At 66.1% G+C, this 26,393-nt stretch carries 20 protein-coding genes; 8 read left to right on the top strand and 12 right to left on the bottom strand.

Translation table 11 applies throughout. The features are described from left to right. The 3 genes from QXK92_RS20485 (at position 1) to QXK92_RS20475 (ending at position 3,420) form a co-directional block, all read left to right on the top strand. The gene (locus QXK92_RS20485) at positions 1-573 is read left to right on the top strand and encodes a MaoC family dehydratase (RefSeq protein ID WP_306246358.1); all 573 of its coding nucleotides are present in this window, start codon (positions 1-3) and stop codon (positions 571-573) included. Then, positions 573-1,400, top strand: coding sequence for a CoA ester lyase (locus tag QXK92_RS20480; RefSeq protein ID WP_306244707.1), 828 nt, complete (start codon positions 573-575; stop codon positions 1,398-1,400). The genes QXK92_RS20485 and QXK92_RS20480 overlap by 1 nt, the downstream gene beginning before the upstream one ends. Before the next feature lie 145 nt (positions 1,401-1,545). Further along, complete coding sequence (locus QXK92_RS20475; RefSeq protein WP_306244705.1) at positions 1,546-3,420, top strand: PE family protein; 1,875 nt, start codon at positions 1,546-1,548, stop codon at positions 3,418-3,420. A 110-nt stretch (positions 3,421-3,530) separates the two neighbouring features. Here the strand turns inward: QXK92_RS20475 and QXK92_RS20470 are convergent, their stop codons facing one another. Both QXK92_RS20470 and QXK92_RS20465 read right to left on the bottom strand, forming a co-directional pair. After that, the gene (locus QXK92_RS20470) at positions 3,531-4,577 is read right to left on the bottom strand and encodes a hypothetical protein (protein WP_306244703.1); all 1,047 of its coding nucleotides are present in this window, start codon (positions 4,575-4,577) and stop codon (positions 3,531-3,533) included. Between the two features lie 496 nt (positions 4,578-5,073). Beyond that, the gene (locus QXK92_RS20465) at positions 5,074-6,276 is read right to left on the bottom strand and encodes a CdaR family transcriptional regulator (RefSeq protein WP_306244701.1); all 1,203 of its coding nucleotides are present in this window, start codon (positions 6,274-6,276) and stop codon (positions 5,074-5,076) included. A gap of 131 nt (positions 6,277-6,407) precedes the next feature. Here QXK92_RS20465 and QXK92_RS20460 point away from each other — a divergent pair, with 131 nt between their 5' ends. After that, a complete protein-coding gene (locus QXK92_RS20460; RefSeq protein ID WP_306244700.1) occupies positions 6,408-7,919 on the top strand; it encodes an NAD(P)/FAD-dependent oxidoreductase in 1,512 nt (503 codons plus the stop codon). 100 nt (positions 7,920-8,019) lie between these two features. On the opposite strand, the gene gjpA (QXK92_RS20455) is transcribed toward QXK92_RS20460, so the two are convergent. From gjpA (QXK92_RS20455) to QXK92_RS20440, 4 genes are all read right to left on the bottom strand, one after another. Further along, a complete protein-coding gene (gene gjpA / locus QXK92_RS20455) occupies positions 8,020-9,288 on the bottom strand; it encodes an outer membrane porin GjpA (RefSeq protein ID WP_306244698.1) in 1,269 nt (422 codons plus the stop codon). Positions 9,289-9,520: 232 nt separating this feature from the next. Beyond that, positions 9,521-11,860: an FtsX-like permease family protein gene (locus QXK92_RS20450; protein WP_306244696.1), complete on the bottom strand. Its 2,340-nt coding sequence runs from the start codon at positions 11,858-11,860 to the stop codon at positions 9,521-9,523. Beyond that, positions 11,857-12,618, bottom strand: coding sequence for an ABC transporter ATP-binding protein (locus QXK92_RS20445; RefSeq protein WP_306244694.1), 762 nt, complete (start codon positions 12,616-12,618; stop codon positions 11,857-11,859). The genes QXK92_RS20450 and QXK92_RS20445 overlap by 4 nt, the downstream gene beginning before the upstream one ends. A 124-nt stretch (positions 12,619-12,742) precedes the next feature. Next, a complete protein-coding gene (locus tag QXK92_RS20440) occupies positions 12,743-13,501 on the bottom strand; it encodes a trans-aconitate 2-methyltransferase (RefSeq protein ID WP_306244692.1) in 759 nt (252 codons plus the stop codon). Between the two features lie 196 nt (positions 13,502-13,697). Here QXK92_RS20440 and QXK92_RS20435 point away from each other — a divergent pair, with 196 nt between their 5' ends. Next, on the top strand, positions 13,698-14,108 hold the full coding sequence (locus tag QXK92_RS20435; protein ID WP_306244690.1) for a Fur family transcriptional regulator: 411 nt from the start codon (positions 13,698-13,700) through the stop codon (positions 14,106-14,108). An 81-nt stretch (positions 14,109-14,189) separates the two neighbouring features. On the opposite strand, the gene QXK92_RS20430 is transcribed toward QXK92_RS20435, so the two are convergent. Continuing rightward, positions 14,190-15,503, bottom strand: a complete 1,314-nt coding sequence (locus QXK92_RS20430; protein WP_371934572.1) for a YibE/F family protein — start codon at positions 15,501-15,503, stop codon at positions 14,190-14,192. 247 nt (positions 15,504-15,750) lie between these two features. Between QXK92_RS20430 and QXK92_RS20425 the strand changes: the two genes are divergently transcribed. Continuing rightward, a complete protein-coding gene (locus QXK92_RS20425) occupies positions 15,751-16,050 on the top strand; it encodes a hypothetical protein (RefSeq protein WP_306244686.1) in 300 nt (99 codons plus the stop codon). A gap of 74 nt (positions 16,051-16,124) precedes the next feature. Here the strand turns inward: QXK92_RS20425 and QXK92_RS20420 are convergent, their stop codons facing one another. Together QXK92_RS20420 and QXK92_RS20415 are read right to left on the bottom strand one after the other, a co-directional pair. Next, on the bottom strand, positions 16,125-17,621 hold the full coding sequence (locus tag QXK92_RS20420) for a PE-PPE domain-containing protein (protein ID WP_306244684.1): 1,497 nt from the start codon (positions 17,619-17,621) through the stop codon (positions 16,125-16,127). 123 nt (positions 17,622-17,744) lie between these two features. Continuing rightward, positions 17,745-19,214 carry a PPE family protein gene (locus tag QXK92_RS20415; protein WP_306244683.1) on the bottom strand — a complete coding sequence of 490 codons (1,470 nt, stop codon included), beginning with the start codon at positions 19,212-19,214 and terminating at the stop codon, positions 17,745-17,747. 140 nt (positions 19,215-19,354) lie between these two features. On the opposite strand from QXK92_RS20415, the gene QXK92_RS20410 reads away from it, so the two are divergent. Both QXK92_RS20410 and QXK92_RS20405 read left to right on the top strand, forming a co-directional pair. Continuing rightward, positions 19,355-21,373 (top strand): ABC transporter ATP-binding protein, encoded by a 2,019-nt coding sequence (locus tag QXK92_RS20410; RefSeq protein WP_306244682.1) that lies wholly within the window; start codon positions 19,355-19,357, stop codon positions 21,371-21,373. Then, positions 21,370-23,142, top strand: a complete 1,773-nt coding sequence (locus tag QXK92_RS20405; RefSeq protein ID WP_306244681.1) for an ABC transporter ATP-binding protein — start codon at positions 21,370-21,372, stop codon at positions 23,140-23,142. Before QXK92_RS20410 ends, QXK92_RS20405 begins: the two co-directional genes overlap by 4 nt. A 16-nt stretch (positions 23,143-23,158) precedes the next feature. Here QXK92_RS20405 and QXK92_RS20400 read toward each other — a convergent pair whose 3' ends face one another. The 3 genes from QXK92_RS20400 to gjpA (QXK92_RS20390) all read right to left on the bottom strand — a co-directional run bounded on the left by QXK92_RS20400 (position 23,159) and on the right by gjpA (QXK92_RS20390) (position 26,243). Then, a complete protein-coding gene (locus QXK92_RS20400) occupies positions 23,159-23,842 on the bottom strand; it encodes a GAP family protein (protein WP_306244680.1) in 684 nt (227 codons plus the stop codon). 37 nt (positions 23,843-23,879) lie between these two features. After that, complete coding sequence (locus QXK92_RS20395) at positions 23,880-24,704, bottom strand: class I SAM-dependent methyltransferase (protein WP_306244679.1); 825 nt, start codon at positions 24,702-24,704, stop codon at positions 23,880-23,882. A gap of 183 nt (positions 24,705-24,887) precedes the next feature. Further along, positions 24,888-26,243 carry an outer membrane porin GjpA gene (gjpA, locus tag QXK92_RS20390; protein ID WP_306244677.1) on the bottom strand — a complete coding sequence of 452 codons (1,356 nt, stop codon included), beginning with the start codon at positions 26,241-26,243 and terminating at the stop codon, positions 24,888-24,890. Between the last annotated feature and the right edge of the window lie 150 nt (positions 26,244-26,393).

Below are 26,393 nucleotides of genomic sequence, written 5' to 3'. Positions count from 1 at the left end.
GTGGAGACACCCGCCGAGCGTGAATCCGGCGACGCTGCACCGGCGAGTCGCGTCGCAGATTCCACAGTCGGCGAGTCGGCGGGGGAAGCGGGAAGGCGAGTCGTCCAGCGCGGCCTGTGGTTCGAAGAGTTCGAGGTGGGGACGATCTATCTGCACCGGCCCGGGCGCACCGTGACCGAGGCCGACAACGTGCTCTTCACCACGCTCACCATGAACACCCAATCGCTGCACCTCGATGCGGCGTGGGCCGCCGACCAACCGGGCTTTCGCGGTGAGCGGCTGGTCAATTCGATGTTCACGCTCTCCACGCTGGTCGGGCTGTCCGTCGCGCAGCTGACGCTGGGCACCATCGTCGCGAATCTCGGCTTCTCGGAAGTGTCGTTCCCCAAGCCGATGTTTCACGGCGACACGCTGTACGCCGAGACCGTGTGCACCAACAAGCGGGAGTCGAAAAGCCGCCCGGGCGAAGGCATCGTGACGCTAGAGCACACCGGGCGCAACCAGCACGGCGATGTCGTGGCAAAAGCGGTGCGCACGACGCTTGTGCAGAAGCGCCCCGCCGGGGAGGCCTGATGAGTCTGCGTGCCGCCGGGCCGGGATGGTTGTTCTGCCCGGCCGATCGTCCCGAACGTTTCGCGAAGGCGGCCGCGGCCGCCGACGTGGTGATCCTCGACCTGGAAGACGGTGTCTCGGCGGCGGAGAAAGCGGCCGCACGCCAGGCATTGCGGGACACCCCGCTGGACCCGGAGCGCACGGTCGTGCGGATCAACGCCGCCGGCACCGATGACCAGGCCCGCGATCTGGAAGCCTTGGCGCACACCGCGTACACGACGGTGATGCTGCCCAAGACCGAGTCGGCGGCTCAGGTAGCGGCGCTTGCGCCGCGCGACGTGATCGCTCTGGTTGAGACCGCGCGGGGTGCCTTGTTCGCTGCCGAGATCGCGGCGGCCGAGCGCACCGTCGGGATGATGTGGGGTGCGGAAGATCTGATCGCCACCCTGGGCGGCAGCTCCAGCCGGCGCGCGGACGGCACCTATCGCGATGTGGCGCGCCATGTCCGCTCCACAATCCTGTTGGCGGCCAGTGCGTTTGACCGCTTGGCGCTCGATGCCGTGCATCTGGACATCCGGGATGCGGAAGGCCTGCAGACGGAGGCGGTCGATGCCGTGGCGGTCGGATTCGACGTAACCGTGTGCATCCACCCCAGTCAGGTGGACGTGGTGCGCAGGGCGTACCGGCCCAGCGACGAAACCCTGGACTGGGCACGCCGGGTACTGCTGGCGGCCAAGACGGAGCGCGGGGTGTTCGCGTTCGAGGGGCAGATGGTGGACTCACCGGTGCTGCGGCATGCGGAGGCGATGCTGCGGCGGGCGGGGGAGCCCCTTTCAGACGCCGGCTGATCGGGACCCCCGCAGAGCGAAACACCGGAACCTCAAATATTTCTCGTTCCGAAGGCATGCACATTAGGCATACGATGCTGGCTGTCTGTGTTCTCGGCGGTTGCCGTTGCACGCCGGGTGTCCTGTTCGGGTGAGGAGATCGGGCATGTCGTTTGTGACGGTCGTATCGGATTCGGTGGCGGCGGTGGCGACCGACCTGGCAAATGTCGGTTCGGCTGTCAACGCGGCGAGTGCGGCCGCGGCAGCGTCGACCACGGGAGTGGTGGCCGCGGCCTCGGATGAGGTGTCCGCCGCCATTGCGGCGGTCTTTGGCGCACACGCCCTGGGGTACCAGACCCTCAGTCGACAGGCCGCCGCTTTTCACGAGCAGTTCGTGCGGGCGCTGAGTACCGGTGCGGACCTGTATGCGGCGGCCGAAGCAGCCAACGTGTCACCTCTGCAGGCGCTGGAGCAGGGTGTGGCCGGCATCGTCAACGCGCCGACTCAGCTGCTGCTCGGACGTCCGCTGATCGGTAACGGTGCCGACGGGACGGCGCCGGGGCAGGCCGGCGGGCCGGGCGGGCTGTTGTTCGGCAACGGCGGGAACGGCGCGCCCGGCGCCTTCGGCCAGCCGGGAGGTGCCGGCGGCGCCGCCGGGCTGTTGGGCAACGGCGGTGCGGGCGGGGCCGGCGGTGCCGGCGCGGCCGGCGGTGCGGGCGGATCCGGCGGATGGTTGTACGGCAATGGCGGTTCGGGCGGGACCGGCGGTGTCGGGGTGGCCGGCGTCAATGGCGGCATGGGAGCGGCCGGAGGCACCGGCGGAAATGCCGGCTTGATCGGCGCCGGAGGCAACGGTGGCACCGGCGGCGTCGGCGCCGCCGGAACCGCAGGCAACCCAACCCCCGGCCCCGCGGCCGGTGCCGGCATCAGCCCCCCGGATGTCAGCGGCCCGGGCAGCCGGACCGGTTCCAATGGCGGCACCGGCGGCGCCGGGGTTGGCCTGACTCCTACCGGCGGTGCGGGCGGCGACGGCGCGAGCGCGACATCCACGTCTGGAACCAGCCTGGTCACCACGGGCGGCGCCGGGGGCAACGGCGGTGTCTCGATCGCGGGCGGAGCCGGCGCTGACGGCGGTGCCGGGGGTGACGCGACGATAACCAGTGTGAACGGCACCGCTATCGGCGGTAACGGAGGCAACGGGTCCGCGGGGGTGGCCCCGGGCAGCAGCGGCGGCGACGGTGGCGCCGGGGGCAACGCACTCACCGCCTCCGGCGTCGGTGCCACCAGGGGAGGAAGCGGCGGCTCCGGGGCCGGCGGCGTGACCGGCGTTTCCGGCGGAAACGGCGGTGCCGGCGGCGCGGGCGGCGCCGGAGGGAACGGAGGCACGCTGTTCGGCAATGGCGGCAACGGCGGCGTAGGTGGTGCGGGCGGTGCCGGTGGCAACGGCGCCGCCGGGGGCGGCGGTGGCCTCGGCGGCAACGCCGGAAACGCGACCGTCAACAGCACCAGCAGTTCCTCGGGTATCACGGCAACCGGCGGAGTCGGTGGCGACGGCGGCGACGGCGGCGACGGCGGCAACGGCGGCAACGGCGGGGCAGGCGGTGTGGGTGGCAATGGCGGTGCAGCCGTAGGGCTGTTCGGCAGCGGTGGCAGCGGCGGGAGTGCCGGTGCCGGGGGGATCGGCGGGTTGGGCGCTGCCGGAGGGGCGGGTGGTGACGCCGGCACCGGCGGCAAAGCAGTCGGCGTGCCAGGGGTCACCACCTTCGGTGGTGCCGGCGGCGCAGGTGGTGATGCCGGCAACGGCGGCGACGGTGGGAACGGTGGCGCCGGCGGTATTCCCGGTGGAGTGGGCGGACGTGGTGGGCTCCTGGGCGGTGCTGCGGGTACCGGCGGGGCGGCTGGATCGGGTGGTGCCGGCGGCACGGGCGGTGGCGCCGGCACGGTCGGCACTGGCGGTGCGAGTGGCAGCGGGGGAGTCACACCTCCGTCTGGCCCTAACGGCAACCCGGGCACCCAGGGCGCGAACGGAACAGCCGGGTAGTGGGGCTTCGGGTGCCATCGTGGTGCCGTCTAAGTGCCCGGGGCGATAGGCCCTCGTGACGCCTCAACGGCAGAACCGCGACGGGCCGGCTGCCTACAGATTCCGGGGGCTCAGCAGCGGACTTGGCGGACCCGATCGCCGACGTCGATCGCCGCTTCGGGCCGGACCGGCTGCGCGCCGGACTTGGCGGTCGCGATCTTCTCCCGAACGAAAGTCGATTCAGCGAACTCGTTTTCGAGCATTCTGCTGAGTGACTCGTCGCTGAAGTCGAAGGTCCCGACCTCCCCTGCGGCGCTCAGCGAGTACATGCTCATCGCCGGGTAGGCGACCAGTGCGGGAGTCGACGTGCGGAAGGTCACCGCACGCGAGAATTTCGGTTGCACGTCAACGACTTTGACGCGCAGCTTTTCGGCGGGCAGTTCGCCGATCACCTCACCCGTCTCGGGGTCGAGAATCGGATCACCCCCGTCTGCCAGTACCGCGAAGACCATATCCGGCCGTATACCGTGCACCGCGCCGCGATTGAGGATCACGGTGTACTGGTCTTCCACCCGGGCGACGCTGCCGCTGATGAACTCGCCGTCAGTCGTGGCCCGGGTCACCGAAGAGCCGCGGGTTTCCCCGGCGGCCTGGACCGCGCGTGCCGAATCCCACTGCCGTGGCCGGACTTCCGAAACACCGAGGGACAATTCGGTCGCGGTCCTGGCGCGCACTATCTCGATCAGCGCACCCTCGTCGCCGCCGCTCTCGAGGTGAGTCTGCGCCGCGGAAAGACGTTCGTCGACGTAGTGGACCGTTTTCCGCAATTGCAGGGTGGTATGGACCGCCGTCTGAGTGGCTCGGATCAGGTGCTGATCGAGTCCTTGCCCGACGTGCCAGCGCGCGCCGTAGACGCCGATGGCGATACAGAGTCCGGGAACGAAAGCGATGACACACGCCTGTCCGATCGGATTGGCCGGAAACGCCAGCGCTCCAAAGATACTCGCCGCGGCAAGTCCGCTGAGCAGGGCGAACTTTTGTGGCGGAGTGGGTTTGATCTCACCGAGCCGCGCGAGGCGCCTGCCCAATCGGGCCAGCCACCGGCCCAGCTGGGTCAGCCACCGGCCGAGGTGAGTCAGCCCGGTGGCCAGGTGTCCCGGCAGGGCAGCGAACAACATTTTCCATGTTGTCTTTACCGGCCTGTTCGCCGTGGGTGCGGGCGCCGGCGCTGCCGCGGGAGGTGGTCCGGCGGGCGCCGATTGTTCGGATGCGCCGGAGACTTCTGAGGGTGTTTCGCCGTCAGCCACCTCGTCATCATCCCACTGAGAGGGCCGAACCGGGGTACTGGACGCGGCGCAGTTCGGCGGCCACGGCGTGACGATAGAGAGAATGCGCGCCCGCAATGCCCGGCCGCGAAGCGAAGTCGCCAGGGCCTGGATCCCGCGTGCGCGATCGATGGTCTGCGCATGCGGACCACAACGACGCACGCGGCATCCCGGCCTCTCGCGAGCGCAACCCGAACGCGCATGTTCCAGCGCTGTAATGGTTTTGAATTTTAGGGTCCCCCGACCCCTGAGTTTGGGTCCCCCGACCCTGAAATGAACACTAACGGCTCTTGTCTGCGGCCGCAGGGGATTCGCGAAATTCAATAAAGATCGCGCCGAGACGAACTCGCTACCGGCCACTCCAGCGCAGCACATCCAGTGCCACGGCTACGTTGACACTGCTCTGGGCAAGGGGCCGCGGCAGCAGTTCGTCGGCGCGCGCCAAGCGGCGCAACAGGGTGTTGCGATGGGTGTAGAGCCGCGCCGCCGCACGCGATGCGTTGCACTGCTCGTGGACGAAAATACGCACGTATTCCTGTAGTTCGCTTCCTGCCGTCTCCAGGTCGCCGAGCGCGTGGTGGATGAACTTGGTGGTGCGGTCGGTATCGGAGGTGATCAACGCCACCAGTTCCACGTCGGCGAAAAGCGCGACGCGCTGCGGCGATTGCAGTCGCGCCATCATCTGTTGCGTCGTGATGGCGTCGAAGTGGCTGCGGCGGAACCCGTCTATTCCCTCGGCGCACGGGCCGATGGCGACGCGGATGTCGGAATCGATCGAATGGCTCAGCGCGGCAGTGTCAATCGACCTGGCCGGCACCCACACCCAACGAGTTGCGGCGCTGGCGAGGATGGTCAGCGGCCGAACTCCCGCGGCGTGGCCGAGCGCCTCTGCGGCCGCATCGAGCCGGGCCATATCGCCGGCAGGGTCGTCACTCCAGATGACCGCCGCGGTGTGCGGCCCGGTCAGCGCATAGCCCAGCCGGGCCTCGGCACGCTTGCGGGTGATCGGGGCCCCCTCGAGGATCAGGGCGACGGTCTCGCGTCGCTCAGCGTGGGTCCCGCGGGTGAGGTCGTCGAGCTCCTGGTCGATCTGCTCGGCGATGCCCGCGAGCGTGCCCTCGATGAAGGCGCTGATCGACCGGGAACACACGTCCAGAAGTTCGTGCAGTTCGGCCGGATCCGAGGTCAGTTCGAAGGCGATCTCCATCAGGCGCCGCCACGCCACGCCTTCGCCCACCCGGTAGGCATCCAGCGTGAAAGCCGTCAGGCCGCGGCGCGCCACCTCGCGCGCGATGTTGATCGGCTCGGGACCGGTGTTCGGCGGCACCGGCGCCCCGGGGTCGCGCACATTGGCCGCTCCCCAGAAGTACAGGTTGGCCCGATTGCTCCGGCTCACCGCCGCGGCCAGTTCCGGATCGGCGGCGATCGCGGGACTGGCGGCAAGCACCTCGGCGTCGAGTTCGTCGAGCCATTCGGCCCGGGGATTGACGCTGATCTGCGCGCACTGCCGAATCAGTTCCCTGACCGGCTCCGACGGGAGTTTCCAAACCATTTAGCCACAGTAAATTGGTGGTGCACTTTGCACCACAGAAGCGGTCAGATTGGGCAGATCTTATCTTGGGCCGTTCGGTGCAAGCGGTCACGATGGAACACAACAGTTCACTCTTGTCAGGAGTCGAGACCATGTCCTACACAGCCGTAGACACCACCATCGAGCATGTCGATGTGCTCATCATCGGGGCCGGCATCTCCGGTATCGGCGCCGCCTACTACCTGCAGCGCGAGCACCCCGGGCGCAGCTACGCGATCCTGGAGGCACGCGCGGCCACCGGCGGTACCTGGGACCTGTTCCGCTACCCCGGAATTCGCTCCGACTCCGACCTGCACACCTTCGGCTACGAGTTCAAGCCATGGCGCGATGAGGACGCGATCGCGACCGCCGACAAGATCCTCGCCTACCTGCGGGAGACGGCCGCCGAGAACGGCATCGACCGCAAGATCCGGTTCCACCACAAGGTGCACGGGGCGTCCTGGTCGAGCGCCGACGCCCGCTGGGTCGTCGACATCGAGCAGACCGACACCGGGACGCGGACCCAGATCAGCGCCAACTGGCTGTTCTGCGCCGGCGGCTACTACCGCTACGACGAGGGCTACACGCCACACTTCGAGGGTCGCGAGCGTTTCACCGGCCAGATCGTGCACCCGCAGCACTGGCCCGAGGACCTGGACTACACCGGCAAGAAGGTGGTCATCATCGGCAGCGGCGCCACCGCTGTCACCCTGTTGCCGGCGATGGCCGGGCGCGCCGGACACGTCACCATGCTGCAACGCTCGCCGACGTACATCATGCCGGTGCCGTCGAAGGACGTCATTGCCAACACGGCGCAGAAGGTGTTCGGCGGCAAGCGTGGTTATGCCCTGGCCCGCCGCAAGAACATCCTCCAGCAGCGCGCGGTCTACGAGTTCTGCCAGAAGTATCCGACCGTGGCCAGGAAGGTCATCCGGTACCTCAACGCCAAGCAGCTGCCGGAGAACTACCCGGTCGACGAACACTTCAGCCCGACCTACAACCCGTGGGACCAGCGGCTGTGCGCGGTGCCGGACTCCGACCTGTTCAAGGCGATCAAGAACGGCAGCGCGTCGGTGGTCACCGATCGCATCGCAACGTTCACCGAAAAGGGCATTCTGCTGGAGTCCGGACGCGAACTCGACGCCGACATCATCGTCACCGCAACGGGTTTGAACCTGCAGGCGTTCGGGGGCATTTCCCTCACCGTCGACGGCGAGCCGGTCAACATGCCCGATCACGTCGCCTACAAGGGCATGATGCTCTCCGACGTGCCGAACTTCGCGTACGCCATCGGCTACACCAATTCCTCGTGGACGCTGAAGGTCGGCTTGTTGTGCGAGCACCTGTGCCGACTGCTGACGTACATGGACGCCCACGGCTACGACACCGCACGCCCGGTCCTCGACGACCCGGGCATGCCGACCCGTCCGTTGCTGGACTTCGGGGCCGGGTACGTCCAGCGCGCGGTTGATCAACTGCCCCGCCAGGGCGCCGGGCAGCCATGGCTGACGTCGATGAGCTACTACACCGACGTCAAGTCGCTGCGCGACGGCGACGTTGTCGACCCGGCCCTGAAGCTGACCAGTTCGGCCGACCTGCCCAGCCGCGTGGTCGTTCCGGCCTGAGCGGGGTGTCGCCGTTGCCGCTGCGGGCGGTGCCGCCCCAGACCGGGTTTCTGGTTGCTGGACGCGGTCGGCGACCCCTTCGTCGCCGCGGATAGATCTACTACGGCGCCAGCAAGGTTCCGCCCAGCGCCTGTCCGAGGATGCTGATCAGGCCCGCTGTTGCGCCGATGGGACCCACCGGTATCGCGGGAATGCTCAGGCTGCCGCCGGCGAAGTCGTCCGGTGGGTAGAAGCTCAGCTCCAATCCCACTGCGTTGAGCAGAGAACCGCCCGTGCCGTAATACATCGGACCGCTGGCGCCACTGACGACCTGGCCCGGGCTGAACAGGCCACCGAAGGCCAGGCTGACGCCGTCGAGTTGTTCGCCGCCCGCGGAGCCGGACGTGACGAACGGGTTGACGGCCGGCGCCAAGGCATCCAGGTTCAGGGTCGCGCCGTTGAAGAACGCGTCGACGACGTTCGCGGGTGTGTCGAGGAGATGGCCGAGCGCCGCGGTCGGAGATCCTCCGGTGAGGTCGGCGAACACACTGCCGGCGCTATTCCACAGCGCGACAGCGGGACTGACGAAGGGTCCCACGGCGCCGAGCAGTACGCCGCTCGCCGGAGACGCCGCGAAGTTGGTGAGACCGGCTACCAATGCGGTCTCCAGACTCGACGTTCCCGTCTGGAAATCACCGAGTCCGGCCAGCCCCGTGTACAACTCGACGTGGACGTCATTGAGTGGGACCACCGTCGGTGCGGGAGGAACTGCCCCGGGATTGGTTGCCTGAGTGATACCGCCGAGCGTGTGCTGAACGACGGCCGATGCGACATCCTGGGGTGCGCCGACCAGGAATACCGACTGTGCGGCGGTCTGGATGTTGCCGAAAAACGCGGCGGGATTGGTGGCCAGCTGGCGGAGCCCCGTCGAGACACCGCCGAAGAGCGTGCTGACGCCAGCCTGGAATGCGCCCAGTGCCGACTGGGCATTGCGGGTTGTGGTGCCAAGGACCTGAGTCCAGCGAGACAGGGGGTCAATGTCGGAAGCCGCCGCCAGCGCGCCGCCCGGCGTGTGCAGGCTGACCGGGCCGGATAGCAGCTGGGCGGTATTGGCGATCTCGGCGTCGGCGTAGTCCACAGCGCTGGCGCTCACCAGCTGAACGAATCGGGCATGAAAAGCCTCGGCCTGCGCGTCGATGGCCCGGAAGTCCCTGCCGAAGTCGCTGAACATCGTAGCCAGCGCCGTCGAGATCTCGTCCTGCGCTGCAGCGGCAATCCCGATCGTCGGGCCCGAGATAACGTCGGCGACGCCGTCGAGGGAGGAGCGAATCGCCGCCAGGTTCTCAGCGGCCCCCAATACCAGCTCAGGCGTTGCAATCACTGATGACATACCCAGCCTCCCCGGCCGCCAGACTCCGGTGGCATTCCGCTCAGAGCAACTGAGCAGTCCCGCGAACGTCAAAGTCTGTTGACGCTCAATGCCAGCTCCACGCAGGTGAACGGTACTGCATGTCATTTGCAAGTATCAAGCAAATGATTTGCAAGTAGCCGCGGCGACGATGAAAGTATCGCCTGCCGCGCGATCCGGGTGACCCTAGTGATCGTGTTGTACGGCGCTCGAGTCAGACGGCGCGTTCTCTGACGGTGCGCGCCAGGTCGATACCGTTGATCCTTGGTAGCACTGGTATCTGGGCCAACGCGGCCCCAAGCAGGATGGCGCCCGCTACCACCAGTGGTGTGGTCGCCTGCATCTCGAGTCGTAGGTGGTACCCACCGCTGTGATAGGTGGAAAGCAGTCGGTCAGCCAGCAGCAGGCCGCCCACGATTCCGAAGGGGAGCGCGATCACGGCCACGCCGAAATTTTCCGCCGCGATCACCCGGGAGAGCATGCCCGCCCCCATGCCCTGGGCGTGCAGCGCGCCGATTTCGGTGAGGCGCTCGGAGATGTTGGCGGACATCGCGTTGTAGAGCATGGCGGCGGCCATTACGGCCGCGAAGACGAGCATCAGAGTGACCAGGGTGTCGTAGAGACTGAAGGTTTTCCGCATCGTCGACGCCAGCGCCGTCGTCGATCGGTACGCCACCACTCCCGGTGTCGCCGCTATCCGGTCACCCGCCACGCGCTCCTGGGTTCCGGGTTTGAACTGGACCAGAATCCCGTTGAGGGGCAATGAATCCGCCTGCGCGCGAAGCTGATCGAGGGACATGTAAACGACCGGGGAAAAAGGCTCGTCGACGAATCCGGCCACGCGTTCGGTGAGTCGAACCCCCGACTGCGCGACACCCACTTCGATGCGGTCACCCAGCTGCACTGAGAGTAAGTCGCGCAAGCCGACACCCAGCAACACGCCGTCGCCGGTGAGTCGATCGGCCCCCGACTCGGCGGGGAAATCGTGCATGCGACTGTGCGGCATCAGCCCGATCAGCATCGTTTGGTAACGGTGATCGCCCGCCGAAGCGGTGATGCCGTAGCTGGCGTAGAGCTCGGCCGCCGCCACGTCGGGGTCGACTCGCACCTTGTCGAACACCGCATCGGCTGAGCCGGACACCACGACCTGACCGTCTTCACGTTCGATCTGGCCGAACTGCCGGTCGACCATGCCGGGGACGGTGTCACGCATTCCCGCGAACACCATGACCAGAATGGCCGAGACTGCCACCCCGGTCGCGGTGAATGCGGTTCGGCGGCGATTACGGGAGAGGGCCCGCAGCATCATCCGCCAGCGCGCCGGGATGCGTCGCGCCGCGGGCGCCACGCGTTCGGCGATGCTGCGACGCCCACGGCTCACGGGGGGTGCTACCCGCATGGCCTCGGCCGGCTGCATCCTGGCAGCGGCATTTGCCGGAGCGGCCGCGGCCAGCAAGGCAACGGCTGCGGCGGTGACGGCGGCGAGTAGATAGGTCGTCGCATGCACCGACGTCAGGTGCATGGGGAGCGCGATGGCCTCGGTGTATTTGGCCGTGATCCACTGCCCCAGCAGGTAGCCACCGAACAGTCCTGGCGGCAATCCCATTGCGGCACAGGCGAGGCCGTAACCGAGGTAATGGCGCCGCACGACGTTTGGGGCGACTCCATTGGCGATCAGGGTGCCGATGACGGCGCGCTGGGCCGAGACGATCCGTGCGAGCAGGACGTAGGTGCCGAGTGCGACAGCGGAAAGGAAAAGCCACGGCAGGATTCCGGCAAGGCTCCCGAATTGTTTGACATCGTCGCGCAGCGTGTGGAACGACGGTTGCTCGTCGCGAGGAAGAAATTGCAGCCCGGTCCTATCTACGAGCTCGCCGACGGCGGTGGTCAGTGCTCCGGCTGCGCCGCGGTCACGTGCGTAGACCACGACTTGTTCGACGGGCTGCGGCAGATCGCGCGTGAGGTCTTCGTCTGGGAGGAACACCACGCCGAAATCCTCCGGCGTGGTCAAGATCTCCTGGGGCGAGCGCGCCGGCCAGAGATACTCGCTGGACAGCGCCGAGCCCGCTACGGGAACAGATTTCCAACCCTGCCGGTCCAAAACGTCGACAGAGTCGCCTGGGCGCAGGTGGTAGTGGTCGGCCACATGCTGCTCAAGCACCAACTGTCCGGCCTTCGGCAGGCTGCCGGCTTGCAGATCGAGCAGTGACACGGCCGGTTGCCGGGAGTCAGGGACGCCCACGGCACGGCCATAAAGCGTATGCCCGTTGATCCGGATGCCGATGTCGGCTTGATGCCGCAGCTCCACCATCGGATCTCCCGGCATCGCTGTCAGGGTGTCGCGCAGGTTCGCGGCGCCAGGACCGGAGAGGATCGCATCAGGCAACTTCTGCGCCGAATAGGACCGCTCGAAGGATTGGTCGAGATTTCGGTACCCGTCGGTGGCGGCGACGAAAATGGCCACGCCAATCGCCATGACTACGGCGATCGCGGCAAAACGCCAACGGTCGCGCCATACGTCGCGACGCAGCTTTCTGCGCAGCGTACGGCTCACCAGTCCAATTCCGATGCGCTGACTGGGTTCGCGTTGGTCTGCGACTTGCTGATGGCTCCCGAATGGAGCCACAGCACCCGGTCTGCCATCCGGGCGATCTCCGAATTGTGGGTCACCACGATGACCGTTTGCCGCCCGTTGCGAGCCAAGCCGGCCAACACGTCCAACACCTGACGTCCGGTGGCCACGTCGAGGCTTCCGGTCGGTTCATCACACAACAACAGAGGCGGCTGCTTGACGATGGCTCGGGCAATCGCCACCCGCTGCTGCTGCCCGCCGGAAAGCTGCGCGGGGAAACGATCCGCGGCGGCACCGAGTCCGACACGTTCCAACGCCGACCGACTGCGTGATCTCGCGTCCGGTCCGGTCAACTCGGCCAGGAGTTCCACGTTCTCGAGCGCTGTCAGCGTGGGCACCAAGTTGAAGAATTGGAAGACGAATCCCACCAGATCGCGGCGATACTGGGCACGTAGCTTGCGAGTGAGCCCTCCGACGTCTCGGCCGTCGACCTCCAGCCGCCCCTGCGAGGGCTGGTCAATGCCGCCAATGATGTTGAGCAGCGTGGTCTTTCCCGATCCTGACGGGCCTAGGAGTACCACGAGCTCGCCCGGCCGGATTTCCAGGTTCAGGTCACGAAGCGCCACGACCTCGTTGGGTTCAGATCCGTAGGTCTTGCTGATGGCGGTCAAACGCAGTGCAGGTGGTTCGCCTGATTTCCGGTCCGAGGCTGTGCTGCCGACGTCTGACTCCGCGCTCATGTCCTCACTAACTCGTTGCGAACCGTGTGCGACGGGCACATCTTTTCAGGTGCCTGATGACAAGTCCACCTGCGGTGTGTGCCGTTCGGCCTTCTCAGTCAGCGATGCCGGCCATGAGAAGCGCTCACCGCGGGCGCATCACGCCGATGAGAGGGTGCACTTGTTCGAAGGTCATATCGTGCGCTTCAGCCTCGTTCGCGAGTGCGGTCAGACCGACGGTGTGCCACGTGTAGTTCGACGTGAACTCTCGCACGACGGCATCGTCCTCCCGAACCACGTAACGCATGGTCCACAGTTCTGCGTCCGCGCCGGCCGCTTCCCCGGAAATGAGAATCTCGTTGCGCCGGTTGCCCACTCGCTGCTGGGCGATCATCAGCTCCGGAACCTGCATGGGCTGCTCCAGGGCCATGACCTCGACGAGAACCGGCGCGCGCGGTGTTAGGCGTGGTCGCAGGTTCTCCCAGAAGCACTGGCGCGCTTGCGGATCCAGGAATCCGATCACCCCAAACAGTACTGCGGCCCCGATGCGGTCCGGGAGATCGAACTGCTCGGCGGTCTCGGCGTAGACCGTTACGCGGTCTGCCACGTCGGCCCGGCTCAGAATGCGTGACATCAGCACGGCGCGCATCGCCGGCGAGGGCTCGACGGCGTGGATGGAAACCCCGGGCACCGCGTCGGCGATCGCCATCGTCGAAAGGCCAGTGCCGGAACCGATGTCGACAATCGGATCAGTGATATCGCCGGAGTCGGACAGGGCGGAGACCAGCACGGCGCGCTTCGGCTCCCAGTGCGGCAGTGCCATGACCTCATAGAACTCCGCCGACTGTGCGTAGGAGTCAACGCTGCCCTTGGCGATCGTGGATGAGTCGGTGCCATGCGTCATTGTCAGCCCCGTTCGATAATGACAATCATCTTCATTAAGGCTACCGTAACATGACCGGTTTCCATCCACGCGAGAAGGATCCACCCACGACCCCGACAGATTCATTTGCTTGCCGAAGTGATCGGACTGGCGGGGTGGCGAACCGATTGCGCGGCCGATCCGTTCCCTGCCAGTTGCCCGAAAAAGGAGCGCCCCGATGTCCGCGCCACTGAGACAGCGACGTCGAAGCACGGTTAAGCGCCAAGTGGTGCTGGATGCGCTGAGTGCCTGCGACAAGTTCCGCAGCGCTCGAGAGCTCTACCTCGAAATCTGCCGGCACCAGCCGGACCTGGTTGCCTTGACCACGGTCTATCGGATTCTGCACGCACTGGCAGAGGAACGGATCGCCGCCACCGAGCGTGCTGAGGACGGCGAGGTTCTCTACCGTCTGCACGACGGCACGGAGCACCAGCATTACCTGCTCTGTCGGCGGTGCGGGCATGCGGTGGCGTTCCGCTTCAACGTTCTGGAAGAACACACGGCCGAATTTGCCACCCGGTATCACTTCGCCGATATTGCCCACCAGATCAACTTCTACGGGACCTGTCCCGGATGCCGCGAGGATTGAGCAGTTCGGTTCGCACGAGTCAACTGGGCGATGTCAGGTGCCTAGGCCGGCCGATACCGCTGCGCCACAGGCTATTTGATGTCAGGTCGTGGGATTGCAGCATGTGTTGCCGCGTGTGGCCCCCCCGTCCGGCTTGGCCAGCGCCGCCGCAATGGCTGTCGTCAGGGGAACCGACAGGGCCAGGGCAATGCCCCCCACTGCCGAGCGGGCCAGTTCGATGGCGATGCCCTCGCTCACCAATACGTCACCCAGTGATCTGTTGGCGACGCTGAACAACAGCAGCAGCGGCAGCGAGCTGCCGGCATAGGCGAGCACCAGCGTGTACACGGTGCTGGCGATGTGATCGCGACCCACCCGGAGGGCGCCCAGGAAGATGGTGCGCCGGGATGAGTCGACTCCGAGGTGGGCAAGCTCGAATACCGTCGACGCCTGGGTAACAGTGACATCGTTCAGCACGCCCAGTGACCCGATGATGAACCCGGCCAGCAGCAGGCCGCGGATGGAGACGTTGCCCAGGTACGCGGCGACCGCAGAGTTCTGCTCGTCGGACAGGCCCGTGAGATGTGTCAGATCAATTGCCGCCCAGGATAAGACAGCGGCAGCAGCTAAGGACGACAGGGTTCCGAGCAGGGCGGCACTGGTTCGCAAGCTCACCCCGTGCGCGAGGTAGATCACCGCGAAGAGAATGACCGCCGATGCCACGACCGCTGCCGGCACCGCGGGCGCGCCCTCCCGGAGCGCCGGAAGCAGGAACACCACCAGCACGGCAAAAGCAACGACGATACCGGCCAGCGCCAGTAGCCCACGCCAACGAGCGACCAAGACGATGACCACCGCGAACGCAATTGCCAACGCCGCCAACGGCCATCCCCGTTCGTAATCGTAGAACGCGTAGGTCGTCGCACCGCCGGCATCGACTTGGCGGGAGATCCGGATGCGTTCGCCCGCGCTGAGCTGGGGCTGGCCGGGTCCCGGGGTGAACTCAAATGCCGTGACGGCGCCGGCGTTCGGTCCGGAGTCGATGGCGATCATTGTCAGTACGCAATGTCCGGAACCGGGAATGCCCGGCTGCGCGGAGGAGGTCAGCACCTGACTTGCAGACGGGCTGCCGCAGTCGGCTATCTGGCTGGATTGCACATGTCCGGCTTCGGTAGTCACGGCGCCGCCCGATGAGTTCTGAAAGGGCATGGGAATGTCGACGTGCTGCTCATGGGGCCACAGCCACACCATGCCGGTCAGCACCGATACAGCGACCGCCACGAGCGACCCGACGACGACCTTCGCGGATAACCGACTGAGAGTGGCTCGGCTCGAACCGTGAGAGGTTGAATGCACGTGCGAGTGTGAGTGCGTCACGTGCCACACCGTAAAGCCGTTTCGGCGCAGCCGAAACATGGGTAACCCGAAAAGCTCTGGGCCGAAATGGTTTTGCCGACAGTAGGCAGGTCAGGTACCGGGCACGTGGTGGAGTTCCGCAGGCTCTCGTCGCCGATGACTCGGTGTCGCCGGTCCTCGCTCAAAGCGGCGATGTCCCGTCGTGCCGGCGCTGGGCGGGGCGAAAAGGAAACGTCGCCTCCGCGGCCCTGGAGAACTATCTTCATAGTGTCAGCCCGTGAGCCGAAACGAGAGACGGTGATAACCCATGTCTGACACCATTCACCACGAACACCTGCCCCATGACCACGCGCACGGAGAGGGATGCGGACACGTCGCGATTCCCCATCGCGACCACGTCGACTATCTGCACGACGGCCATGTCCATCGACAGCATGGGTCGCACTACGACGAGTGTGAGCCCGATGGTCATGCGGTCCACGAACCGCACGATCACGTGCACGGTGACGGCTGCGGACATGTGGCCATCCCGCACGGAGATCACGTCGATTACGTCCATGACGGATGTCGGCATGCGTCGCACGGTGAGCATTACGACGAGCACTGATGAACGAGCGGCCATACGCCGTAACCGAGTTCGAGATCTGCATCGCTGTTGGGCGCCTCGGTGCTCGGCCCCGATCAACCCGCACCGAAGGGTGGGATATTGAGGGCACGGAGCAGCGTGCCGAGACCGGTGGTTGTCGCTGACACCAATGTCACACTCGGCTGCCCGAGGTTGATGGTGAGACCCGGATCAGGCGAGGCTACGAAGGGGTAGGTGTCAGGCATCGCGTCGGGAGGAAGCAGGCCCGCCCAGACCAGGTTCGCCTGGACACCCTGGACTGCGCCCTTAACCAGGTAGGTGCCGACGTTCACCGGATTCACGAGTGGGAACAGGCTGGCCGGAGTGGGAAGGTTCGCGTACTCGGTGTAGGGCCCCCCGATGTCGCCGTAGCCCAGGTCGACCAGCACCCGCAGCGGCGGCTGAATGATGTTCAGCAGTGGTTGCGGCAAATTCAGCGGTCTCAGCAGCGGGAGGTCCTGCGTCGGGATGAAGTAGTAGGTGGTCGCACCGTTGGTGCCTGGCGATACCGGTGCCACGATCGCCGACGCCAGTTGCTCGGGCGTGATGTTCGAATACGTCGGAGTCGGGCTCAAGTGGTCGTAGTACAGTCCCGCAACGGCATTGGCCACGGACAGCACGTTGAGTGGATAGCGCGGGAAGTGCGCGAAGCCGTCGTACTGAATGGTGTAGATATCGGTGGGATAGGCCAAGTTCGGCGTCGCACCACCGAACGTCTCGTTGAAACCCGGAATGTACAAACCGACGAAACGCTGAAAGAGGCCGCCGTTGGGATTGTTGGGATTGCCAGTGAGGACAAATCGCAGATCTGCCGGGTTCGGGGGGTTCGTAATGGAACCGTTGGCGATGCCCTGCAGGTAATTGGTGATGATGGTGGAGCTTTGGGAGAAGCCGAAGACCGTCGTATTGGTGCCCGGCGGCTGGGCCGCGATTGCCTGCTTCAGGATCTCGACCCCCTGGGCGATTGACGTATCGAACGTCAAACTGCGCAGTCCGGTGAGCGGCCAGCCTTGCTCGGGCGTGGTCAGACCGGTCGGGACGGCGGTGTTGGGAGCGATGCGGGGCGCGATGTAGGCGTTGTAGACGTTGTTGAGGTAGGTGCTGTCCGGCACCGGGTTGCCGGTGCCACCCATGATCAGCGTGGCGTAGTCGACGGCGAGCTGTGTTGGCACCGTGCCGGCGGTGCCGACCATCGGGCGCCCCAGCAACGCCGCTGCCGGCGAACCGAACAGTGCGGTCAGTTCGCGCCCGATCGGCTGCAGCAGTGACGCATTGAGCAGCTCGGTGTTCAGATAGGACCTGGCCCCCGCGTTCAGCGCCCGGACAAACCCTTGATGGAACTCCCCGGCCACCGCGCTGAGGACCTGAAAGTCCTGGCCGAACGTGGTGAAGAGTGTTGCCACCGCGTCGGACACCTCGTCGGCGGCGGCGGCCAGCACCGTCGTGGTCGGGCTGGCGGCGGCCGCCTGCGCCTCGTCGAGCGCCGAACGGATGCTCTGGAGATCCGTCGCCGCGGAAGCCAGGGCTTCGGGCGTCAGGGCAAGAACCGACATATCGCCCCCTTCGCCCTCGTAGACTCCGCGGTCACCAGCGCGACGCGCGGGTCAGCGGCCACGATCAACCTAACCCACCCTTTCGGTCCACGACCGCTGATCCGAGATCCTCTCCCGGCCACATCAAGCATTGTCTTTCTCGGTTTGGCCGGGGCCCGGCGGATCCTCGGTGCCCCACGTGTTGGGCAGCATTGGCTGGGTTGGGCCGCTGCCGAACGGGGCCGACAACGTGACCAAACCTTCAGGGAGAATTTTGTCGGCATGGGTTGCCGTTCCGGTGAATCCGAGTCGGCCCGCGCCGTGGGGTGAGGGTTGCGTCGTCGAGTCCGGCGGTTCCTCCGGGATGGCCTCCGGTCCGGAATTCAGGTCCATGAATTCATCGGCGTTGTCTCGCATCACGGTGCGTCGCCGACGCCGAGTCCGCTGCTGGTTCGACGCTTGTGACGATGCCGCCGCTGAGGCCGCAACGTCGGCAGGAACCGTCTGGCCCTTGCCGCGATCGATCAGCGTCGGGCCTTCGCCACCGCCGGAGGGGCCGCCGAACACCAGGTAGCTCAGGGGAGCGGTCCCCACCGACGGTGCCGAGGCCGGGGTCGACGCCGCCGTCGACGCCGACGTCGATCCGGTGCTGGTGGCCGACGGGGCAGCAGACGGCGCCGCTGTGGCTACCGGCGCGGGGACGAGGTTCGGAGTGACCCGCGCGAACTCCGTTGGCGCATTCGTGGTGGCGAGATTCGGCTCCGGGCGCGGCAGAGCCGCGAGTCCGGCCAGGCCGCTGAGACCGGCGAGGCCGATCAGCGGCAGGAATGGAGTGGCCAAAAGTGCTGCGGGCGCGAAGAATACGGTGTTGAAGATGACTTCGTAGGGCAGCGCCACAAACAGCAGGGTGGCAAGGAGTTCTGGCGAGGGATTCTGCAGGAGTGCTTCGAGCAGTGGGAGGATATACGGCGGGCTGTCGACGCCGAACAGTGCATCGACGAGGGATTCGACGAACTTCTCCCAATCCGTGAGGACGTTGAGCGGGGAGAAGTCAGTGGCGGCAGCGGCGCTTTCGGATCGCAGAACGGGGGGTGCCGCAGGGGTGTCCGGTAACGCCGCGACTACTGCGCTGGAAACCGCTTGATAAACGCTCATGACGGTAGCGGCCTGAATCCACATCCGCACGTAGTCGGCCTCGTTGAGGGCAATCGGAATCGTATTGATCCCAAAGAAGTTCGTCGCAACCAGCGCGGCGTGCATGGCGTGGTTCGCGGCCAGTTGGCCCAGGGTGGGCATTGCGGCAAGGGCCGTCGCGTAGGCGCCGGCCTCGCCCTCGTACTGCACGGCCGTGGCAGCGGCATCGGTCGCCGCTTGCATCAGCCAGACCACATAGGGCGTATTGGCCGCGACGTACGAATCTGCGCCCACGCCCTCCCAGTTCGCCGCTTGCACCGCCGCGACCACAGCTGACAGTTCCTCGGCAACTTCGGCGTATGTCACGCTCAACGAGTTCCATGCCCCCGCGGCCGCCAGCAGCGGTCCCTCTCCCGGGCCGCTGCTCAACGACGCCGAATGAACTTCAGGCGGTATCGCCATCCAGACCGGCACGGTCACCGCCAACAGCAGACCGTTGGATGGGTCGGGCCCACGATCGACTCAGGTATTCCAAGCGCAGACAGCCCACGCGAGTTCTTGGCGCCCGGAGCCGTTCGTCCGTTGCGTGGTTCGACGCCGGGAGCCGGCACTGCGGTGCCGTGCATATCCATCCGAGGCTTCCCTTCGCATCGTCACCCCGGAGAACCGGTATTGGAAATGATTTTCATATAGTAATTTGCACTCAGGGACTCCGCCTGTCAACTCATCGACACCTGGTCGACGTGGCCCCAGGCGATTTCCGTCCCGCAGCCGGTCGGGTGGTTACCCTGCCTGTGCGGGCTTCGGCGCTACCGGGCCGGCACGGCTTCGAACCCGCAACACGACAGGTGCGATGGAGGATGAGCGTGCGACGACGAACGGCACCGACAGCCGGGCAGGCGCCGTCGATACTCAGGTCGGCTCGGGTGACATTGACGGCGTGCGCCGTGCTGTCCGCGGTCAGCTCGCTGGCCGGCTTGGCGCCTTTGATTGCGGTCGTGGAGGTGACCAGACGTCTGCTGGCGGGCGACCCGAATGTCTGGCCGATCATCGGCGTGGCCGTCGTCGCACTCGCGATCAGGCAATTGGGAGTTTTGTCGGCCGGGGTGATGACGCATCTGGCCGATATCCAGGTGTCATTCCGCGTCCGTCGGGAACTGCTGGTCAAGCTGAGTAGGCTGCCGCTGAGTTGGTTCAGCGATCGCAATTCCGGCATCGTCAAGAAGGCCGTCGAGGACGACGTCGCGGCGCTGCACCGGCTGGTCGCGCATTCCATCATCGAACTGAGCGCAGCGGCGGTGCCGCCGGTGGCGGCGATTGTCTATCTGTGCGTCCTGGATTGGCGGATGGCGCTGGCGACGCTGCTTCCGGTGTTCGCGGGGATCATTGCTTACCAGCGGGCGATGGCCAGTGCGGGAACGAAATATCCCGAGTTCATGGACTGGCTGGTGCGGCTGAACAGTGCAGCGGTGGAATTTGTGAACGGCATCGGCGTGGTGAAGGCGTTCGGCACGCCTGGGTCCGCGAGTCGCCGGTTTCAAGAGGTGTCGCGGGCTTTCGCACAATTTTTCTACGACTGGGCCAAGTCCACGAGCGTCGCCGGCGTCATCGCCGAGATCTTGCTGTCACCTCCGAGCATCCTGTTGGTCGTTGCGACGATGGGTGGGATCCTGACCATCAATGGGGACCTGCCGCGGGAGAATTTCGTCGCCTTCCTGGTTTTCGGCACAGTCATCACGGCCGGGTGGATGACCCTGCTCATGTCCGTGCACCCGTTGGTGACGGCGCTGCAGGTGTATCGCGGGATCAGTGATTTGCTGGCCACCCCCGAGCTTCCGACGCCGGATGATCCCGTGGAACTGAACCCGCTCGCCGCTGGGCCGGTTGTGCGGATGCGTGGCGTACGGGTCACCTACGGTGACACGGTCGCGCTCGACGGGATCGACCTGTGCCTGGAACGGGGCACCATCACCGCGTTGGTCGGCCCGTCGGGCGCCGGCAAGTCCACCCTGGCCAAATTGCTGCCCCGGTTCAACGACCCGTGCGATGGTGCGGTCGAGCTGTACGGAGTCGACTTGCGCAGCATCGACCCCGCGCAGCTGTACGAGCACGTCGCCTTCGTCTTCCAGGACTCGCATCTGTTGTCGGCGATGAGCATTCGTGACAACATCCGCCTCGGTCGCCCGGATGCGGGTGACGCGGCGGTACGCGACGCCGCCGCAGAAGCCCAGATTCTGGCCAGGCTCGACATGTTGCCGCGGGGGCTGGACTCGGTGGTGGGAGAAGACGCGGCGCTGTCGGCCGGCGAACGACAGCGCGTGTGCATCGCTCGGGCGATTCTGGCCGACCGGCCGATCCTGGTTCTCGACGAGGCCACCGCCAGCGCTGACCCGGAGAACGAGGCCCGGATTCAGGAGGCGCTCAGCGAAGTTGCGCGAGGGCGAACCGTGCTGGTGATCGCGCACCGGCTCAACACGATCCGGGGAGCCGATGCCATCGTCGTGCTCGACGGCGGGCGGGTGGCCGAATCCGGCACACATGCAGAACTGTTGGCGCACAACGGGATTTATGCGCAGCTGTGGCATCGGGAACGTAGCGCCGAACGCGGCGTCGCCGAGCGACTGGAACTGGGCCGATGACGATCATCATCCGTTACCTGCTCGATCTGCTCGACGCCCGCGGGCGACGTCAGCTGCGCACGATGCTGGCGTTGCAGGCCGCCCAGGGAGTTTTGCAGGGGCTCGGCTTCCTGTTCGTCGTCGCTCTCATCGAGGTTGTCTTCGACTTGCCTGCCCACCAGGACCAGTTGTGGCGATGCATCGCGGCGATCACCCTGACGGTCGCTGTCCATCACGGACTGCTGGCATGGAGCACGTCGCTAGGTTACGTGGTCGGCACCGGAGTGCTGACCGGCTTCCACACCCGAATCGGAAACCATCTGGCTACCCTGCCGATCGGCTGGTTCGGCGCCGATCGCACCGGGCCGGTAGGACGGCTCGTTGCCAAAGACGCGGTGGACGTTGCGGACTTTCCCGCGCATCTGCTCCGCCACGTGATCGTCGGAGTCACCGCGCCGCTCACCCTGATCGTCGGCAGCTATGTCTTCGACTGGCGGATCGGTGCCGCCTTGACCCTCGGTGCCGTGCTCTGTGCGCTCTCCCTGCGGATGTACATGGGCATCGTGGCGCGTAATGACGGCCAGTACGAGCACGACATCGGTGCCACCGCTTCGCGGATCGTGGAATACGCGCGTTTGCAGCCGACGCTGCGCGCCTATGGTGTGCTGAACCGCCGGGAACTCGGAACATTGGAGGAATCCCTTACCCGCCAACAGCATTCGCAGTCCCGCCTGACCGTCCGCGGTGCGTGGGGTCTGATTGCATGCTTCGGCACCATGCAGTTGGTCGTGACGATGATCATCGCGCTCGCGGTCGCCTTGACGCTGCGCGGCGAGTTGGCTCTGCCGACGATGATCGGATTGCTGATCATCACGCTGCGGATGATCGACCCCCTGGCGCAGCTCGGCGACCTGTCCGGTCATGTCCAGGTCACCGCCGACGCGATCGTGCGGGTGCGTGAGCTGTTGGCCGTGCCGGCGCTCCCGGAACCCGATGGTGACGCCGCACCCGCGGGCGCTGACATCGAGTTGCGCGGAGTGCGTTTCGGCTACCGGAGCGACGAAGTGGTGATCAAGGGGATCGATGCCACCATCCCCAGTGGCAGCCTCACCGCGATCGTGGGGCCTTCGGGTTCTGGGAAGACGACGATGCTGCGGCTGATGAGCCGATTCTTCGACGTCGACGACGGCAGTATTCTGCTCGGCGGCCACGACATTCGCGAACTCGGCACCAGTAAGGTCGCGCATCTGACCGCCCAGGTCTTCGACGACGCCTACCTCTTCGAAGGCAGCATCGCCGACAACCTGCGGATGGCCGACCCGGAAGCGGCGGACTCTGAACTGCGTCGTGTCGCCCGTGTCGCACGCCTCGACGAAGTGATCGAGCGGCTGCCCGACGGCTGGAACACCCGGGTCGGCGAAGGGGGATCGGCCCTGTCCGGCGGCGAAAGGCAGCGGGTGGCCATAGCCCGTGCGCTGCTCAAGGACGCTCCGGTCGTGCTGCTGGACGAGGCAACCGCCGCGCTTGACGCCGTCAACGAGGCCGCGGTGGCCGATGCGATCTACGAGCTGGCCCGTAATCGCACGGTTGTTGTTGTCGCACATCGACTTTCGACCGTCATGGACGCCGACCAGATCCTGGTTGTGGAGAATGGGCGGATCACGGCGCGGGGGCGACACGACGAATTGCTCGGTGCCGGTGGAACATACGCCCGTTTCTGGGGGGAACGCCTGCGCGCGCAAGGTTGGCAACTCCGGCCTGAACCGCTCGCCGCGTCAGACACGACGTAACCGTCGGCGACGGGCTTTACCAGAGGTAGTGGTGGTGCCGGAGTGCGTCGACGACGAGGACGGCCCCTGCCGCCGCGCACATCGCCCGCACCACGCGTGGCCCGTATCGGGTGACGATGCGCGTCACCCTGCGTTGAACGCGTTGCGCTCGTGGAGTGCGCCTGGTCGCCAGCACGAGTACCAGCGCGGGCGGAAAAAGCTCGATAGCGCAGTAGGCGACCACAAGCAGCGGCCAGAACCACGGTCTCGGGTGGTGCGTACTGAGCATCGCCATCGCGCCCAGATAGACCACATCGGTTGCCGCCTGGCCGAATCCCAATGCCGAACCGGCGCACGCGAGCAGCCACGGGCGTCGCCGCGCCGCAGTAAAGGTCGATTGCGGCGACGATCTACGGGCCGCTGCGGGATAGCACGCCACGCAGATCAGGAGGGCGCCGACAATCAACTCACTCCAATAACGCAGCGCCGGAGTCAGTTCGAATGGCGAGACCGTGATCATCACGTCGACCCCGAGCACCACGGCAACGCCGAGAGCGGCGGTCGCCGCGAACAGGCCGGCGATGAAACTCAGCCCGCCGGGCAGCGGAGAACGGCGGTGCAGTCGGCTGTCGTAGACGATGGCGGAGGTGGCGCCGAGATTGAGGACGTTGAGCGATTCCACAAGCGCCAACCCCGACAGCGTCATCACGAGGGCAAACATCAGCTGACCCGGAGGGACAAGCCCGGAGGCGCGGAAATCAAGACGTTGTCGGGAGTCTGAACAAGTTGAACTTGTAGGTGTTGACCATCGACGGCGCCAGTCGCGCCAGCAGCGGCATACCGTAGCGGCGTTGGGGCGGCCAGGTTTTGGCGATCTCGGGTTGCGGCTTGGCCAGAGTCCGGGTGTCGATCAACTGCGGGCCCCAGCCCTCGATCTCCCGAGGATCGTCGCACACCCACTGAAGCCGAGCGCTCACCTGCGCCAGTGAGCGATTGCGATCCTGGTTGTCCACCATCCGCCGGCCGGCGGTATCGAACGCGATTAACGATCCCGGGAACCGTTGACCCAGTTGCGTGAGAACGCGGCGTACTTCCTCGCGGCTCAGATAGATCAGGACGGCTTCGCACAGGAACAGGTAGGGCCCGGGCGAGGCGGCCACGGTGTCGAACCACCCGGTGTCCAGCACGGAGCCGGCAATCATCCGGCACTGTTCGCTGTCGCTGAAAAAGCGGCGGCGCAGCTCGATTGCGTCGGGCAGGTCCAGGTCGAACCAGTGGACCTGCCCGTTGTCCAGGCGGTCGAACCGGGTATTGAGTCCGGTGCCGAGTTCGACGACGGTCCCGGCGGGATGCTCGCGCAGGAACTGCGCTCCCCAGCCGTCGAAGATCGAGGATCGAGACACCGATCCGGACAACGAGGAGCCGCCGAACTTGGTGAAGTCGTAGTCGATGGCATCGACAAGTTGGCGTGCGCGGCGATCGGCAAGGACCGATCGCCGCGCGGCCGCGTCACAGGCTCGCGCGTAGAGCGGAATCAGCAACGTCTCCTGAACATCGCCCAGCCGGGGCGCCGTCCCGCTCATCAAGCCACCTTCCGTGAATGCGCTCGGTCCCACTACGTCCGGGTCGACCTATCCGCGGCCGCCCGCCACGGCCGGCGGGCCGTGGCGGCCCAAACCAGTTAAGCACCAGCCACACCCACGATTGGCCCGGCCGGACAACGTTCGGCGGCTTACCACTAGCGAGGTCCACCCAACAGCGGAGAGCTATTCTTCCACCGGTGGCGGCAGCAGGCTGCCGCCCAATGCATTCCCGAAAAGGTCTATCAGACCCGCTACGGCGCCGATCGGACCCACCGGTGCCGGGGCGATATTGAAAGTGCCGGTCAGTTGAGTGGGGCCGACGAATTCATCACTCGAATAGACGAAGTTCACACCCAAAGAATTCAGGAAGGAGCCGCCGACGCCGTAATACGTCTCCCCGCCGGGACCGTACACCACTTGCCCGGGGCTGAACAGCCCGCCGAAGCCGAGGCTGCCGCCGGTGAGTGTCTGTACACCGTCCGAGCCGGCACTGACGAAATCGTTCAAGAATGGTGCCAGGGGGGATATGTCGAGGCTGGCGCCGTTGAAGAAGGCGTTGATCACCGTGGCAGGCGTGCCGATCAACCGACCGAGGGCGCCCATCGGATTACCACCGGTGAGATCGCCGAAGATAGCTCCAGCCTCGTTGAATAGCGCAACGCCGGGACTGACGAATGGCCCCGCGAAGCCCATCAGCACACCGGACAACGGCGACGAGGCCAAATCAACAACCGCCTTTAACACCGCGGTATCCGGACCTGGATTGAAATCGCTGCCGATGCCGACGAGGTTTTCATAAATCTGGTTGTGGGCGTTATTGACCGGAATCGGCGGCTGGCTGGTGTCCGCCGGGTTGAACTGGGTGACACCGCCGAGGGTGTGTTGCACCATGCTCCACCCGAGATCAGTGGGCGAGCCGATCACTGCCACGGACTGCACCGCGGTCTGTAGGTTGCCCAGAGCTGCTGCGGGATCAGTAGCCAGCAAGCTGAAAAAAGTCGAGGTGCCGCGGGCCAGCGTGTTCAGGGACTGCCCGGTGGCGGCGAAGACCGTCTGGGCATTGGTGGCTGCGGTGGAGGTGAGCGCTTGGTAGGGGGCAGCGACCATGGCACCGAGGCCATTCAAGTCCAGGGCCGCCGCAGCGGGTGCACCGGTTGTAGCCCCTGTGAGAGCGCCGAAGCTCTGGCCGACAGCGCCGAGGATGCCACCACCAAGTGCACCGGGGGCGCTCAGTTCGCCCAGCAGAGTCTGCTGGGCGTTGGCGACCTCGGCGCTCGCGTATGCCCCGGCGCTCGCATTCACCAGGTTGACGAACTGACCATGAAGCGCCTGTGCTTGGGCGCTGACAGCCTGAAATTGCTGGCCGAAGTCACCGAACAACGAAGCGATCGCCGCCGATACTTCGTCCTCGGCCGCAGCGAGGATCCCCGTGGTAGGGCCTGACACGGTCGCAGAGGCCTCGGCCAGCGATGAACCGAGACCTGCCAAATCCTGGGCCGCGCTCTGCACCATTTCGGGCACCGCGATGACGAACGACATTCCGCACTCTCCTCGACTCTTCGGGACGATGACCCGTCGCCCGCCGCAATTTCCAGGTTTCCAAGGTCGTCACGCATCGATGTCGAGACGGTGCAGCGTCGTTGCTGTTGTCCCTCTGAGCCTGCCGCGGAGCTGCTCGGCAGCGCTAGG

It is taken from the genome of Mycobacterium sp. TY815, from assembly GCF_030755135.1.
GTDB lineage: Bacteria > Actinomycetota > Actinomycetes > Mycobacteriales > Mycobacteriaceae > Mycobacterium.
The sequence above is the reverse complement of the archived record's forward strand: the minus strand, read 5'-3'. Positions and strand labels throughout refer to the sequence as shown.

Coding starts and splice junctions, on each gene's coding strand:
- QXK92_RS20440 (WP_306244692.1), bottom strand. CDS start 13,501: ATGACGCATGGCACCGACTCATCCACGATCGCCAAGGGCAGCGTTGAC.
- QXK92_RS20470 (WP_306244703.1), bottom strand. CDS start 4,577: ATGTTGTTCGCTGCCCTGCCGGGACACCTGGCCACCGGGCTGACTCAC.
- QXK92_RS20430 (WP_371934572.1), bottom strand. CDS start 15,503: ATGTTTCGGCTGCGCCGAAACGGCTTTACGGTGTGGCACGTGACGCAC.
- QXK92_RS20420 (WP_306244684.1), bottom strand. CDS start 17,621: ATGTCGGTTCTTGCCCTGACGCCCGAAGCCCTGGCTTCCGCGGCGACG.
- QXK92_RS20460 (WP_306244700.1), top strand. CDS start 6,408: ATGTCCTACACAGCCGTAGACACCACCATCGAGCATGTCGATGTGCTC.
- QXK92_RS20445 (WP_306244694.1), bottom strand. CDS start 12,618: ATGAGCGCGGAGTCAGACGTCGGCAGCACAGCCTCGGACCGGAAATCA.
- gjpA (WP_306244677.1), bottom strand. CDS start 26,243: ATGTCGTTCGTCATCGCGGTGCCCGAAATGGTGCAGAGCGCGGCCCAG.
- QXK92_RS20425 (WP_306244686.1), top strand. CDS start 15,751: ATGTCTGACACCATTCACCACGAACACCTGCCCCATGACCACGCGCAC.
- QXK92_RS20465 (WP_306244701.1), bottom strand. CDS start 6,276: ATGGTTTGGAAACTCCCGTCGGAGCCGGTCAGGGAACTGATTCGGCAG.
- QXK92_RS20435 (WP_306244690.1), top strand. CDS start 13,698: ATGTCCGCGCCACTGAGACAGCGACGTCGAAGCACGGTTAAGCGCCAA.
- QXK92_RS20480 (WP_306244707.1), top strand. CDS start 573: ATGAGTCTGCGTGCCGCCGGGCCGGGATGGTTGTTCTGCCCGGCCGAT.
- QXK92_RS20400 (WP_306244680.1), bottom strand. CDS start 23,842: ATGTTTGCCCTCGTGATGACGCTGTCGGGGTTGGCGCTTGTGGAATCG.
- gjpA (WP_306244698.1), bottom strand. CDS start 9,288: ATGTCATCAGTGATTGCAACGCCTGAGCTGGTATTGGGGGCCGCTGAG.
- QXK92_RS20405 (WP_306244681.1), top strand. CDS start 21,370: ATGACGATCATCATCCGTTACCTGCTCGATCTGCTCGACGCCCGCGGG.
- QXK92_RS20475 (WP_306244705.1), top strand. CDS start 1,546: ATGTCGTTTGTGACGGTCGTATCGGATTCGGTGGCGGCGGTGGCGACC.
- QXK92_RS20395 (WP_306244679.1), bottom strand. CDS start 24,704: ATGAGCGGGACGGCGCCCCGGCTGGGCGATGTTCAGGAGACGTTGCTG.